This is a genomic window from Paenibacillus sp. J31R34, assembly GCF_059383715.1.
This window is the reverse complement of record NZ_JBXENU010000006.1, coordinates 362,849-375,854: the sequence shown is the minus strand read 5'-3', so window position 1 is coordinate 375,854 and position 13,006 is coordinate 362,849. Positions and strand designations below refer to the sequence as shown.

Genomic DNA, 13,006 nt, shown 5'->3' with positions numbered 1-13,006 from the left:
TAGGAGGCTCCGGTTGTTTTGTCGTTTTCACCGATTGGATCATAGATACGCTAATTGTGAAAATGGCTCAGTGAAAACAGTTCGATGTAAATCGAACATTGAAACTTCGCCTCCAGTATGTTATTTTCTTAAATACAACTACAGCTGTGTTAAGCAAAATCTTTATGGTAGCTCGGGCGACCCGAATGCCGCCCGTTAAAATGGATATATTATTTTAAAACGAGGAAGAAGGTTTTTGAATCATGAACCAAACTTTAAATAACCAGATGATCGTTTTGGCAGCACGGCCTGAGGGCATGCCGACAGAGCAGCATTTTTCGATGAAGGACGCAGCGGTGGAACAACCGGCAGAAGGGCAGGTTATCGTACGCAGCCTGTATTTATCTGTTGATCCATATATGCGGGGACGAATGAATGACAGCAAGTCGTACATCCCTCCATTTGCCTTGGGTGAGCCGATTGTAGGCGGTGTTGTGGGCGAGATTGTCGAATCGAACTCCGAGCAGTTTGCAGTTGGGGACAAGGTGCTCGGCATGCTGGGCTGGAAGCTGTACAATGTCGTGGATGCCGCCAGCGTTCGCAAGGTGGATGATCAAGTGGCGCCATTATCGGCCTATTTAAGCGTTTTGGGGCTTACAGGGCTGACTGCCTATTTCGGTCTGCTGGATATTGGACAGCCTAAGGCGGGAGAAACCGTCGTCGTATCTGGCGCTGCAGGCGCAGTCGGCATGATTGTTGGGCAAATTGCAAAGCTCAAGGGCGCTCGTGTCGTCGGCATCGCGGGTACGGATGAGAAGACCAGCTATTTGAAGCAGGAGCTTGGCTTTGACGAAACGATTAACTACAAAACGGTCGGCGATCTAGGCAAAGCGCTGGAAGCGGCATGTCCGAATGGAGTCGACGTTTATTTTGATAACGTAGGCGGCGTCATCTCCGATCAGGTGATGCTTCTGCTGAACACGCATGCGCGTATTCCGCTATGTGGTGCAATTTCCTCTTACAATAGCAAATCGGGCGACATTGGCCCCCGGATACAGACGCAGCTGATCAAGACGCGCTCGCTTATTAAAGGCTTTGTGCTCGGTGACTACTCCGACCGCACGGCGGAGGGTATTCAGGCGCTAGGACAGTGGCTTGGCGAAGGCAAGCTGAAATACGAGGAGACGATTGTCGAAGGCTTCGACAAAGTGCCTCAAGCGTTTCTGCAGCTGTTTGAAGGCAAGAATATGGGGAAAATGCTGGTTAAGATTCCTTAGGAAAAGCAGTGATCTATTAAAAAGATGCATAAGCAGGTTTATCAAGCTCCCATAAAGGCACTGCCAACATATCGACAAGGCATCGACAGAAATGTCGGTGCTTTTGTTTAAGTTTTTTTCTTCGTCACGGTCTATTAAAGGTAAAGCCGGTATAATTATTGAAAGATTATGTATGTTGCTGGTTGGCAGGAAGGAAGGAAGCTATATACAAAACATTTTACCTATAGGGGAGGGACGCTATGAGTTTAGTGTTAGCATTAATAGTCTCTATTTTATATCCAGTACTAATTTTTAAATTGTTTGTTCTAGTCCAAACAAAGCTGAGCCTTAGACTATATTGGGCGATCGTTCCGCTTTGTCTAGTCATAAGCTTTATTAGCCCGTATTTGTACTACTACATATATAGCCCAGGTATCGTATTTTCATTAGAAGAAATAGTCAGCTATTCGGTGAAAACGGGATTTGTTATTTTTTTAGTTGTCCCTTCTCTGTTATCGGGAATTGTCTGTACCGTAATGGGTTATTTTCGGGATACTTAGCATTTAAAAATATCAAATACGTCTCTGATGTTAAGGGAGGAACTCAAATGAAAGATAAGCCATACACGCTTTGGATTGAAGCGGAGCAATGGGAAAACGACTGGGATATCCAGAATGACAACACCGATGCTATCGTCACATTTGAAAATGGGACAAGATGGGTCGCTTCTTTTTACACTTACACCAATATACAGACGCTTGCTGCGAAAAACCGCGAAACTGGCGAGTACCTATCTGGAAAATATCTCTGGGGCAGCGATATGCTGCTAGTCGACGAGTGCAGCCGCTTACGGATTGAGGAAGTCATCCATCATCTAATCGCTGAGGAAAAATTTGAGCGTATTTTTGCTCAATGTGAGGATTACTCAGACGAATAATGAGCGCTCAGTCGTAGTATTCACACGTGCTCCATGCTATCATAAAGAAGAAAAGAAGCAGCTTTTACAGCAATACCATACTAACGGAGGTGTTTTATGAAAGCGCTATTTATTGGAGGAACGGGCACGATTAGTTCTGCCATTACGAAGCAGTTAGTAGAGAGTGGATGCGAGCTTTATCTTTTGAACCGGGGAACTAGAAATGCTGATTTGCCGGCAGGTGTACATAGCATTAAAGCCGATATTAATAATGAGGAGCAGGTGGCGGCGCTTATTGCCGATCTGTCATTTGATGTAGTAGCGGATTTCATCGCCTTCAAGCCAGAGCAGCTCGAGCGCGATTACCGCCTATTCAATGGAAAAACCAAGCAGTTTATGTTTATCAGCTCAGCTTCAGCCTACCAGACACCGTTGTCGGATTATCGTATCACCGAAGGAACGCCATTATCCAATCCCTATTGGGAATATTCCCGCAACAAAATAGCATGTGAAGAGTATTTGACCAAGCAGTACCGAGAGCATGGCTTCCCAATCACGATTGTAAGGCCAAGCCATACGTATGACGAGCGCTCGATACCGCTGGGCGTGCATGGCAATAACGGAAGCTGGCAGGTCGCAAGGCGTATGCTTGAAAATAAACCGGTCATCATCCATGGCGACGGCACTTCCCTATGGACGATGACGCATAACAGCGATTTTGCCAAAGGCTTCATCGGCCTGATGGGCAATATTCATGCCATTGGCGAAGCCATTCATATTACGTCGGATGAGTCGGTTACCTGGAATCAAATTTATGAAATCATCGCGGATGCGCTCGGCGTGAAGCTGAATGCGGTGCATGTGTCTTCTGATTTTCTGGCTGCGAGCAGCAAGTATGATTTCCGAGGCGGTTTGCTGGGCGACAAGGCGAACTCCGTCGTTTTTGACAATGCGAAGCTGAAAAGACTCGTTCCTGAATTTGTAGCTACGACGCGGCTTGATCAAGGCATCAAGCAGACAGTTGCCCATATTCTGACCAATGCTGAGCATCAGAAGGAAGACGAGGAATTCGATCTCTGGTGCGATAAAGTGGTGAATGCTCTGGCTGCTGCCGAGAAGGCTCTAGCCGAATAGCTCAATTGAAGCGGCTGCTTCAGCATGATGCTTGTTTCTCATGCTGGAGCAGCCAATTTTTTCGAGATAGTCCGCCTCCGTAGCCGCCCAATTCACCATTCGAGTTAATAACGCGATGGCAGGGGATGAGGATGGCCAGCTGGTTGGCTCCATTGGCCTGAGCGACCGCACGAAAGGCTGTCGGCTTTCCAAGTGCGACCGAAATGTCAGCGTAGGAGCGGGTTTCACCCGGCGGTATCTGCACGAGCTGTGCCCACACGCTTTGCTGAAACGGCGAGCCTAATAAAAATAGCGGCGTCTTAAATTCCGTCAATTTCCCGTCAAAATAAAGCGCCAGCTCCCGTTCAATAGACTGAATGGATGCGGTTGTGCCGGGAATGATCGCGGATTTGGTTCTTTTGCGAAGCCGCTCGACCTCGCGCTCAAGGCCTCTCCGATCGACAAACTCCAATAAATACAAATGCTGCTCGTCGCCAATGGCCATCATCGGGCCGAGCCGTGTATCGATCCAAGCCGCTTTCAGCACCTTGCCATCCTCCAACAAAGTAGGAGCAGCCCCCATAATGCGGGAAAAAGCATCGCGAAAGCCGCTGCTGGATTCATAGCCGGCGTTAAGCTGCGTATCCATAACCGATTGGCCAGATCTAATGTTCTTCAAGGCGATTCCCATCCGGCGGGCGCGGGCATATTCGACGAAGGTCATGCCGAAGCGCTGCTTAAATTGGCGGCGCGCTGTTGATTCATCGACGGATAAGTTTTTGAAATCTTGACCCTTCCAGCGTTTTTCCGGGTTTTGTTCTACCGCTTCAACGAGCAGGCGAACAACCTCTGACACCTGATTCGGATGGGAAAGCGGCTGGCAGCGCTGGCAAGGACGGAAAGACGCAAGCAGCGCCTGCTGCGCCGTTTCATAAAACTCGCAGTTTTCAAACTTGGGCTTGCGAGCCGGGCAGGTTGGCCGGCAAAATACCCCGGTCGTTTTGACGCCAACATAAAAAACGCCCTCATGTTCAGTATTTTTCTCCACTAAGGCCTGATAGCATTCGGGATAACGTTCAACAGGTATCATGGCGCTCGCCCCTTCCTTTTCTGATGGATTTTATTATATAGCTTCAAGGCAGCCGTTGCAGCCGAAAATCAGGCATTGATTTTTCTATGCAGAGGTGCAGCATGGTTTTTTGAAATATAAGAATTTATAAGTTGTAGCTTATAAATAGGATTTATATTTCACCGCGAAACGGCAGCTTTACCGCCGGAGGATGGCTTCAGCCGTTTACGCTTGCTATTTTCCCGTTTATAATAAAACTTCAAGGTAAAGTCGTAACGATTATAGTAACAGGAATGGAGGGCATGAATACATGTCTAGCTTGCCAAATTGTCCACAGTGTCAGTCAGAATATACATATGAGGATGGGCTGATGCTCGTTTGCCCGGAATGCGCGCATGAATGGAATGAGAATGCACAGGATAATGCCAGTGAAGATGAGAAGGTTGTAAAGGACTCGAACGGCAATGTGCTGAGCGATGGTGATTCAGTCACGGTCATTAAAGATTTGAAGGTAAAAGGCAGCTCGCTCGTTGTCAAAATTGGCACCAAGGTCAAAAACATCCGTCTCGTCGACGGTGATCATGATATTGATTGCAAAATTGACGGTTTTGGCGCAATGAAGCTGAAATCGGAGTTTGTTAAAAAAATATAGAGTGGAAGCAGGAGGGATTGTGCGATGGAAATAGGGATTAGTACGTTTGTTGAAACCTCGCCAGATGTAGAAACGGGAGAGGTGATGAGCCATGCCCAGCGTATACGCGAAGTCGTTGAAGAAATCGTGCTTGCCGATCAAGTTGGGCTTGATGTTTATGGAGTAGGGGAGCATCATCGCGAGGATTATGCGGCTTCCTCTCCAGTCGTTATTTTGGCGGCAGCTGCTGCACAAACGAAGCAGATTCGTTTGACGAGCGCGGTTACGGTGCTGTCTTCTGCTGATCCTGTGCGCGTATTTCAGGATTTTGCTACGCTGGACGGCATTTCAAATGGTCGTGCGGAAATTATGGCAGGACGAGGCTCCTTCATTGAATCGTTCCCTTTGTTCGGCTACGATCTGGACCACTACAATGAGCTGTTTGATGAAAAGCTGGCGCTGCTGCTGAAAATTCGCGAATCCGAGAAAGTAACCTGGGCAGGCGGCCACCGCCCAGCCATTAACAATCTGGGCGTTTACCCGCGCCCTGTTCAGAACCCGTTGCCGGTGTGGATTGGCAGCGGCGGCAACCAGGAATCGGTTGTCCGTGCTGGCCTGCTCGGCCTGCCGCTGGTTCTCGCTATTATCGGAGGCAGTCCGATGAATTTTGCGCCGCTGGTGCAGCTGTATAAGAGAGCCGCCACTCATGCGGGGCATGATGCCTCGAAGCTGCCTATCGCTTCGCACTCGCACGGCTTTATTGCGGAGACGACGCAGCTTGCAGCGGACACGTTTTTCCCTTCAACCCAAGCGGTTATGAATGTGCTCGGCAAAGAGCGGGGCTGGGGGCATTATGACCGTTCCAGCTTTGATGCTGCTCGCAGCATTGAAGGCGCACTTTACGTAGGCGATCCCGAAACGGTTGCACGCAAAATCATTAACCTGCGCAAGCATGTCGGCATTACAAGGTTTTTGCTGCATACGCCGCTGGGCACAATGCCGCATGAGGACGTGATGAATGCGATCAAGCTGCTTGGTACGGAGGTTGCACCGCGTGTGCGCGAAGAAATTGCCAAGTGGGAAGCGGAAAACGAAGGGAAGACGAACTAAAACCGAACTTAAGCCATATCAAGGCAGCGACATGCATAAGGCAAGAAGAGAAGGAATCCAGGGAAACCTGGGTTCCTTTTTATGTATAGATTCCCATTTTTCGAACATATTAAAATCAGCAAACCTATAAGGAGGCAGAAGCTTTGACGAATCCAAAAGCATTTCCAACGTTTCCAGAGGCGTATTGGCAGGCTTCTTGCGACACGCTCCAAGAATTCCCTGCGTTAAAGCACAATCACGAAACGGATGTTGCTGTAATTGGCGGAGGGATCTCGGGTATCACCACGGCATATGTTCTCGCAAAGGCTGGTTTTAAAGTTGTATTGATTGAGGCCGGCAGGCTTCTGAATGGCACAACGGGTCATACGACCGCCAAAATCACCGCCCAGCACGACCTGATCTATGATGAATTAATCCAGCGTGAAGGAAAAGAAAAAGCCTTGCTCTATTACCAGGCCAATACGGATGCGCTGCATTTTATTCAATCAACGGTCGAACAGCTTCATATCGATTGTGGCTTTGAGGAACAGGACGCCTGTATATACACGAACACGGACAGCGGACTCTCTCAATTGGAGAAAGAGCTTGAGGCCTATAACACATTGGGCATTCCCAGCTCTTATCATAAAAGCATTCCCTTGCCCATTCCTGCGCTAGGCGCCCTAACGATGCCTCAGCAAGCACAGTTTCACCCCCTGCGTTATTTGGCTGCTCTCGTAAAGGAGTTCGTGAACACAGGTGGAGAGGTTTTCGAGTATACAACAGCCGTTGATATAGAAAATGGATCAATGGCAAAGGTCGTCACAAGAGATGGCCATCATGTAAGCTGCCGTTATGTGGTTAGCTGTACCCATTTCCCGTTCCATGACGGAGGCGGGTTTTATTTTGCAAGAATGCACGCTGATCGCTCCTACGTTCTCGGTGTTAAATTAGACGAAGCGTATCCGAGCGGCATGTATTTGAGCGCTGATGAGCCCAAACGTTCTATTCGCAGTGTTCAAACCGGCAATGGGGACAGATTGGTTCTTATTGGAGGCCAGAGCCATAAGACGGGACAAGGTATATGCACCATTAATCATTATGAAGCCTTGCAGCAGTTTGCCGCGGAACATTTCAAGCTCAAGGAGATCAGCTATAGATGGTCTGCGCAGGATCTTGTCACAGGAGACAAAATACCATTCATTGGAACGTTAACAAGCTCTGTTTCCAATGTGTATGTCGCTACGGGATATCGCAAATGGGGAATGACAACGGGAACGGCCGCTGCTCTCCTGCTTAGAGATTTGCTGCAAGAGAAGGAGAGCCCCTATATAGAGCTGTATTCTCCTTCACGATCGATTAGCTGGCACACGGTACAAAAGCTGGTCTCTGACAATGCCGATGTAGCCAAGCATTTAATAGCAGGAAAGCTTGAAATGGTTTATAGAAAGCCAGAAGACCTGCTAAAAGATGAAGGGGGAGCTATTACGCTCCATGGCCGAAGAGCGGGTGGTTATCGAGACAAGGAGGACCAGCTTCACCTGGTCGATACCACGTGTACGCATATGGGCTGTGAGGTCGAGTGGAATGATGGGGAACGCACATGGGACTGTCCATGCCATGGCTCGCGTTTCTCCTATGAAGGCGATGTTATGGAGGGGCCTGCCAAGCAGCCGTTGACACGACTGCACTTGTAAACGGCAGTCCATCAAACAAAGCAAATTCAGCACTGACTGATCCAATACAGGTCGGAGCCCTAAGAGTCTTTGCCGTTCGCAGCGGCAGAGGCTCTTTTTAACATGCTGCAGAAAGCCGATGTAAAAAAGCCCCCGCGCAGGAGATGGCAGTCCGGCGCGAGGGCTTGGTGTGTGGCGGTCAACCTTTGACCGCGCCAGCTGTAAGGCCGCTGACGATGTATTTCTGTGCGAACAGGTAAAGGACGAGCACAGGGATAGAAGTCATAACCAGATCGGCGAAGATCAGGTTCCAGTCCCGGCTGTATTTTCCATAAAAATTGTAAACGGATAGCGGCATTGTCCAGTCGGAGCTGTCAGTGAGGAAATAAAGCGGAATCGTAATATCATTCCATACCGACATAAACACCATAATCGCTACAGTCGCATTCACCGGAACAATAAGCGGTGTAATAATGCGGAAGAATACAGCAAGCATGCTTGCGCCTTCCAGGAAAGCTACTTCATCGAGCGCTCTCGGTATGGATTTGATAAAGCCGCTATACAGGAACACGCTGAACGCGACGTTCAAAGCGGCGTAAATGAAAATAACGCTTGTAATGCTGCCGTAGAAGCCCAGCCATTGTACGACACGAATCGTCGTAATGATCGACATAGGAGCGATAAGTCCCATAAAGAAAAACATATACAGGAAGCTCGACAGCTTCGATTCTCTCCGCACCAGAATGAAAGCGGCGGCTGAAGAGGTAATAATGTTGACGATGGAAGATACGCCGGTAATCAGCAGGCCATTCAGGAAGGCACGGCCGAGGCCACCTTCTTTAAAAACCTGCGTGTAGTTGGAGAACATCCACTTGTCCGGAAGTGCGAGCTTAAAGCGCAGCACCTCGGAGCTGGTCATAAAGGAACCGAAAATCATAATGAGCAGCGGCACAATAATGATCAGGGAAGCGACCAGCAGAAAAATTTCGACGATATAGTTGCGAAGCGCAAGTTTTCGTGTATAACTCATTATTCAGCAACCTCCTTACGACGCATGAAGATCAGCAGCGGAATGGATATAACGGTAACCGCCGCGAACAGCAGCGTATTGATTGCCGTACCCATACCCCAGCTGCCTTCTCCGAAAGAACGGAGAATAATCGTTCCGACAACCTGTGAAGCGTTGCCCGGTCCGCCGCCAGTCAGGACGAAGACTTCGGAAAATACTTTCAAGCCGCCGATGAGCGTCAGCATGAGATTGATATTAATGGCGGGCAGCAATAACGGGAGCGTAATTTTGCTGAATGTGCTCCATGCGCCTGCGCCGTCAATCGTCGCTGCTTCATAATACTCCTTCGAAATGGACTGGAGTCCAGCCAGATAGATGGCCATTTGGAATCCGGTGTGCTGCCAGATGGAGACCAGAGCAACGGTCCATATCACAATAGTAGGATCGGTCAGCCATGATTGGCCAATGACACCCAGACCGATTGCTTCCAAAAATTTATTGATAGTGCCATCTGTGCGCAGCATTGGTGTGAACACAATACTGATAACCAGAACGCTTAAAATCGACGGCGAGTAAAAAATCGCGCGCAGCAAATTTTTGGATTTCAGTCGCATGTTCAAACCAATGGCTAAAGCGATACCGAGCACGTTTTTTCCGATAACCGTAACAATCGCAAAAATAAAAGTATTTTTAAGGGCTAGAACGAGCGTCTTATCTGAAAAAATTTGTTCGAAATTGTCCAAGCCGATAAATTTAAGCGTTTCGCGGTCAAGCCGCCAGTCCGTAAAGGAGTAAAACAAGCCGATGAGGGCGGGCAATACGAAAAAAATACAATAAATGAATAGGGCCGGCCATATTAGATAATAAGGATATAAGCTTTTTGTCTTCATCTGTAATCACGCTCCATAACAGCTTGGGGCAGAATAAAGCCCGAAAGGACTTTATTCTGCCTAGTGTTCCATCAATTAAAATCCGGCAACGCCTTTATCTTTCATAAGCTGTGCAAACTTGTCGTTCCATGCAGACAATACTTCTTCCGGTGTTTTGGCACCGGCAAACTGATCCTGCAGGTTTCTGTAAAGCTCGCTGCGGTCAACCAGCATATGCGCATCTGTAGTCAGAACGGTTTTCTTCGGTGTAATGTAGTTATCTACGATTTCTTGCTTGTAGTCCGGCAGCTTAGGTGTCGTCACATCGTTGAAGTTGGAAACATAACCTTGTGCATCAACAATTTTTTGTGCTTGCTCTTTGGTTGCGATGAACTCAAGGAATTTTTTAGCTTCAGCCATATGCTTCGCTTTTTTAGGAATGAACAGCTGTCCACCGAGCGGGCTTGCGCCAAGGCTTGCATCTTTGGAAGAAGGAATCGCGAACAGTCCAAGGTGGATGCTAGGATCTTTTTCCGCTACGTTCTCAATCAGCCAGTCGCCCATGAACATCATCGCTACTTCTTTGTCCAAAAATTTACCAACGGCCATATCGTAGCTGTCGCTCAGAATATCAGGGTTGGTGTAGCCTTTTTTGAACACTTGGTACTGCTGGTCCAGCAGCGCTGCGAACTCGGGGATGTCTGTCCATTTTTTCTTGTTGCTGTTCAGATCATCGAACAACGTTGGATCATTTTTCGCTGCATAATCCGCGAATGCTGCTCCCGGCCAGATATTGGCTGCCCAGTTATCCTTGAAAGGCATGAATACCGGTGTAACACCGCTTGCTTTAATCGCTTCGCATACCGCAAGGAACTCTTCGAAGGTTGTCGGAATCGACAGGTTCAGCTCCTTGAACATATCCTTGTTGTACACAACGCCTTGCATGCCTGTGTCTTGACTGACATGGAAGCTGTATACATGATCATTAGCCGACAGTACGTCTTTGTTCAATAGACGGCTAACCCATGGCTCGCTATCCAAAATTTCAAAGTTGCGCTCCAAGTTCAGGTCGGTTACGGCGCTAGCCAGGTTGTACTGAATAATATCTGGAGTTTCATCAACAGCCAGCTTGGTTTGCAGCACGGTTGCTGTCTGCTCAGCTGGAAGCAGTTGAAGATTAACTTTAATATTGGTCTCTTTCTCAAAAGCATCAAGAAGGTCTTGCGCTACAAAAGCGGAGTCCTGCGAGCTTTTCGAAATCGCCAGCTCCAGCGTTACTTTACTGCCGCTTCCTCCGTTGGTTGCTGTACCGGCTGGGCTATTGCTGTTTGATCCGCATGCCGCCAGTGACAAAGCCAGTAAGCTTGCGATGACGCCCGTTGCAGCTTTTTTCATCTTGTGATTCATGTTTAAATCCCCCCGTATTGAATTGTATGTGAATCATTCTGAATGCGGTTACAGGTTCGATTATAGACTTTAAAGCGGGGTAGGTACATGTTTGCCATTTACCTTTCATGTGTAATATTCTGAACCATTCCCCGCTTGTCCGCCTGTATCCGAAATGGTACAGTAGGAGCATTAAAGCGTATGAGGGAGGAATATAGCTGGCTATCATGAATCGCAAGTTCGGTAAAAACCCATTTCCAGCGAGTCTGCAAACCAAGTTTTTTCTAACGTTCGTGGTGCTGCTGCTTATCGTGCTTGGCAGCTTTCTGGTCTATGTCAACCTCGTCGTCATTCAACCGCTTAAAGAGAAAACGGAAAATGAAAAGCTGATGTCAGCAGAGAAGGTCAGCGATCAGCTCGATATTTATATCGATAGCCAAAATCAGCTATCTCAACGTATTTTGTCCAATAAAGATGTTTATATTTTGCTTGCCGATGATGCCGCTTCCCAAACCTTTGAAGGTTTGTCCCGCAGCCGCAAGCTGAAGGATATTATGTTTCAGGCGATCGGGCCGAGCTTGAACATTCAGGATATGATTATTTACAATCTCGAGGGCTCTGCCCTGGTCTCTTATATTGGCTATGACCGGACGCCGCCTTCTTTAAAGCCGCTCCTGAAAGACAGCGAGACTTCAGCAGTCTGGAGCAGAAGCGGTTATTTGCTCAATCGTGAGCAGGCAGGTAAAGTCTCCTTTATTCGCCCGATTATCAATCAAAATGGGGAAATTTTCGGTTATTTATCGATCCAGCTGGACCAAGCTTATTTGCAAAAGCCAGCGGAGGGACTAGCTGACAGCGAGGTGTTTGTTTTAGGGCAGGACGGTCAGCTCATCTCAAGCTCCCAAAATGCCGAGGTTGATAAAAGGCTGTCTACGCTGGAGCCGCGATCGGGAGCAAGCGGCATGTATATGGATCATGAGCAGAACTACGTTACTTATTACAAATCCAGCAGCTCAGAGTGGACAACCTATATTGTCACGCCAAAACAAGCGGTGCTCGGCCCCGTCAGCTTGATCAGCAACATTTCCATCCTGCTCATTACTTCGCTGATGCTGTTTTCCTTTTTTTACATTTATTTTTCTGCAAAAAATTTATTGCTGCCGATTCGCAAGCTGCGCAGTCAAATTTTGCGCGTCAACTACAGCAATATGAATGTGAAGGTAGATAGCCGCTCGCATAATAATGAGCTGATTTTGCTCAATGAGGCATTTCAGGAGCTGCTGGAGCGGCTGCAGCAATCGATTGAGCGCGAGAAGCTGGCGCTGCATGAGGAGATTAAAGCGCGAAACTCTGCGCTGCAAGCGCAAATCGCGCCTCATTTTATCCATAATGTGCTGTATTTGATTAGCATTGCTGCTCAGGAGGGCAAGGATCAGGTCGTGCAGGATATGTGCAAGCAGCTTTCGGACAGCCTGCGTTATGTCGTATCCTCGCCCTATCAGCATGTATCGCTGTCGGACGAGCTGGCGTATACGCGAAATTACTTGTCGCTCGTCCAGCAGAAATATGAGGATGATCTGGAGTGGGACATGGAGTCCGATGATGATTTGACGGGCTTGATCCAGCTACCACGGCTCGTTATTCAGCCCTTCGTTGAAAACTGCATCGAGCATGCTTTTAAAAATATCGACCCGCCTTGGCGAATTTCGATTCGCTTCAAGCTGTATAACGGGCTCTGGGCGATTGAGATAAGTGATAATGGAGAAGGGTTCTCCGACGATAAAATCAAAGAAATACTCGGGAATATTCATGATTCCGATTCGGGGGCGCTTGAGCTGCAAACGAACAGCACGGGCATTGGCAATATGGGCATGGTGAATACGGTCAATCGGCTCAAGCTGATGTACAAAAACCGCTTGTTTTTCAATGTTTACAACAATGCAGATACCGGCAAAGGCGCAACCATTCAGATTATCGCATCACTTACGAAGGATTTTTATTAATGAGGAGGGC

Annotated in this window: 11 protein-coding genes; 7 read left to right on the top strand and 4 right to left on the bottom strand. The window is 48.0% G+C overall.

Annotated elements, in window-relative coordinates; all coding sequences use genetic code 11:
- Positions 1 to 242 precede the first annotated feature (242 nt).
- The 3 genes from AC50YG_RS18810 to AC50YG_RS18800 all read left to right on the top strand — a co-directional run bounded on the left by AC50YG_RS18810 (position 243) and on the right by AC50YG_RS18800 (position 3,285).
- Positions 243 to 1,256: an NADP-dependent oxidoreductase gene (locus AC50YG_RS18810; protein WP_494828575.1), complete on the top strand. Its 1,014-nt coding sequence runs from the start codon at positions 243 to 245 to the stop codon at positions 1,254 to 1,256.
- 586 nt (positions 1,257 to 1,842) lie between these two features.
- Positions 1,843 to 2,172, top strand: coding sequence for a hypothetical protein (locus tag AC50YG_RS18805; RefSeq protein ID WP_494828573.1), 330 nt, complete (start codon positions 1,843 to 1,845; stop codon positions 2,170 to 2,172).
- 96 nt (positions 2,173 to 2,268) lie between these two features.
- Positions 2,269 to 3,285 carry an SDR family oxidoreductase gene (locus tag AC50YG_RS18800; protein WP_494828571.1) on the top strand — a complete coding sequence of 339 codons (1,017 nt, stop codon included), beginning with the start codon at positions 2,269 to 2,271 and terminating at the stop codon, positions 3,283 to 3,285.
- Between the two features lie 19 nt (positions 3,286 to 3,304).
- Here AC50YG_RS18800 and AC50YG_RS18795 read toward each other — a convergent pair whose 3' ends face one another.
- Positions 3,305 to 4,354: a bifunctional transcriptional activator/DNA repair enzyme AdaA gene (locus AC50YG_RS18795; protein ID WP_494828569.1), complete on the bottom strand. Its 1,050-nt coding sequence runs from the start codon at positions 4,352 to 4,354 to the stop codon at positions 3,305 to 3,307.
- Positions 4,355 to 4,643: 289 nt separating this feature from the next.
- Here AC50YG_RS18795 and AC50YG_RS18790 point away from each other — a divergent pair, with 289 nt between their 5' ends.
- The 3 genes from AC50YG_RS18790 (at position 4,644) to AC50YG_RS18780 (ending at position 7,750) form a co-directional block, all read left to right on the top strand.
- A complete protein-coding gene (locus tag AC50YG_RS18790; protein WP_341280139.1) occupies positions 4,644 to 4,985 on the top strand; it encodes a zinc ribbon domain-containing protein YjdM in 342 nt (113 codons plus the stop codon).
- A gap of 24 nt (positions 4,986 to 5,009) precedes the next feature.
- Positions 5,010 to 6,074 carry an LLM class flavin-dependent oxidoreductase gene (locus tag AC50YG_RS18785; RefSeq protein ID WP_473755954.1) on the top strand — a complete coding sequence of 355 codons (1,065 nt, stop codon included), beginning with the start codon at positions 5,010 to 5,012 and terminating at the stop codon, positions 6,072 to 6,074.
- 143 nt (positions 6,075 to 6,217) lie between these two features.
- The gene (locus tag AC50YG_RS18780) at positions 6,218 to 7,750 is read left to right on the top strand and encodes an FAD-dependent oxidoreductase (protein WP_494828560.1); all 1,533 of its coding nucleotides are present in this window, start codon (positions 6,218 to 6,220) and stop codon (positions 7,748 to 7,750) included.
- Positions 7,751 to 7,928: 178 nt separating this feature from the next.
- On the opposite strand, the gene AC50YG_RS18775 is transcribed toward AC50YG_RS18780, so the two are convergent.
- The 3 genes from AC50YG_RS18775 to AC50YG_RS18765 form a co-directional block, all read right to left on the bottom strand.
- Positions 7,929 to 8,759, bottom strand: coding sequence for a carbohydrate ABC transporter permease (locus AC50YG_RS18775; protein WP_341280136.1), 831 nt, complete (start codon positions 8,757 to 8,759; stop codon positions 7,929 to 7,931).
- Positions 8,759 to 9,628, bottom strand: a complete 870-nt coding sequence (locus tag AC50YG_RS18770) for a carbohydrate ABC transporter permease (protein ID WP_473755948.1) — start codon at positions 9,626 to 9,628, stop codon at positions 8,759 to 8,761. The genes AC50YG_RS18775 and AC50YG_RS18770 overlap by 1 nt, the downstream gene beginning before the upstream one ends.
- 75 nt (positions 9,629 to 9,703) lie before the next feature.
- On the bottom strand, positions 9,704 to 11,014 hold the full coding sequence (locus AC50YG_RS18765; RefSeq protein WP_494828557.1) for an ABC transporter substrate-binding protein: 1,311 nt from the start codon (positions 11,012 to 11,014) through the stop codon (positions 9,704 to 9,706).
- A 206-nt stretch (positions 11,015 to 11,220) separates the two neighbouring features.
- Here AC50YG_RS18765 and AC50YG_RS18760 point away from each other — a divergent pair, with 206 nt between their 5' ends.
- The gene (locus tag AC50YG_RS18760; RefSeq protein ID WP_494828555.1) at positions 11,221 to 12,996 is read left to right on the top strand and encodes a sensor histidine kinase; all 1,776 of its coding nucleotides are present in this window, start codon (positions 11,221 to 11,223) and stop codon (positions 12,994 to 12,996) included.
- Positions 12,997 to 13,006 lie beyond the last annotated feature (10 nt).

What these genes read in the sequence shown, in the direction of transcription:
- AC50YG_RS18765 (WP_494828557.1), bottom strand. Translation starts at nt 11,014, where the DNA reads ATGAATCACAAGATGAAAAAAGCTGCAACGGGCGTCATCGCAAGCTTA.
- AC50YG_RS18770 (WP_473755948.1), bottom strand. Translation starts at nt 9,628, where the DNA reads ATGAAGACAAAAAGCTTATATCCTTATTATCTAATATGGCCGGCCCTA.
- AC50YG_RS18795 (WP_494828569.1), bottom strand. Translation starts at nt 4,354, where the DNA reads ATGATACCTGTTGAACGTTATCCCGAATGCTATCAGGCCTTAGTGGAG.
- AC50YG_RS18775 (WP_341280136.1), bottom strand. Translation starts at nt 8,759, where the DNA reads ATGAGTTATACACGAAAACTTGCGCTTCGCAACTATATCGTCGAAATT.
- AC50YG_RS18760 (WP_494828555.1), top strand. Translation starts at nt 11,221, where the DNA reads ATGAATCGCAAGTTCGGTAAAAACCCATTTCCAGCGAGTCTGCAAACC.
- AC50YG_RS18785 (WP_473755954.1), top strand. Translation starts at nt 5,010, where the DNA reads ATGGAAATAGGGATTAGTACGTTTGTTGAAACCTCGCCAGATGTAGAA.
- AC50YG_RS18800 (WP_494828571.1), top strand. Translation starts at nt 2,269, where the DNA reads ATGAAAGCGCTATTTATTGGAGGAACGGGCACGATTAGTTCTGCCATT.
- AC50YG_RS18790 (WP_341280139.1), top strand. Translation starts at nt 4,644, where the DNA reads ATGTCTAGCTTGCCAAATTGTCCACAGTGTCAGTCAGAATATACATAT.
- AC50YG_RS18805 (WP_494828573.1), top strand. Translation starts at nt 1,843, where the DNA reads ATGAAAGATAAGCCATACACGCTTTGGATTGAAGCGGAGCAATGGGAA.
- AC50YG_RS18810 (WP_494828575.1), top strand. Translation starts at nt 243, where the DNA reads ATGAACCAAACTTTAAATAACCAGATGATCGTTTTGGCAGCACGGCCT.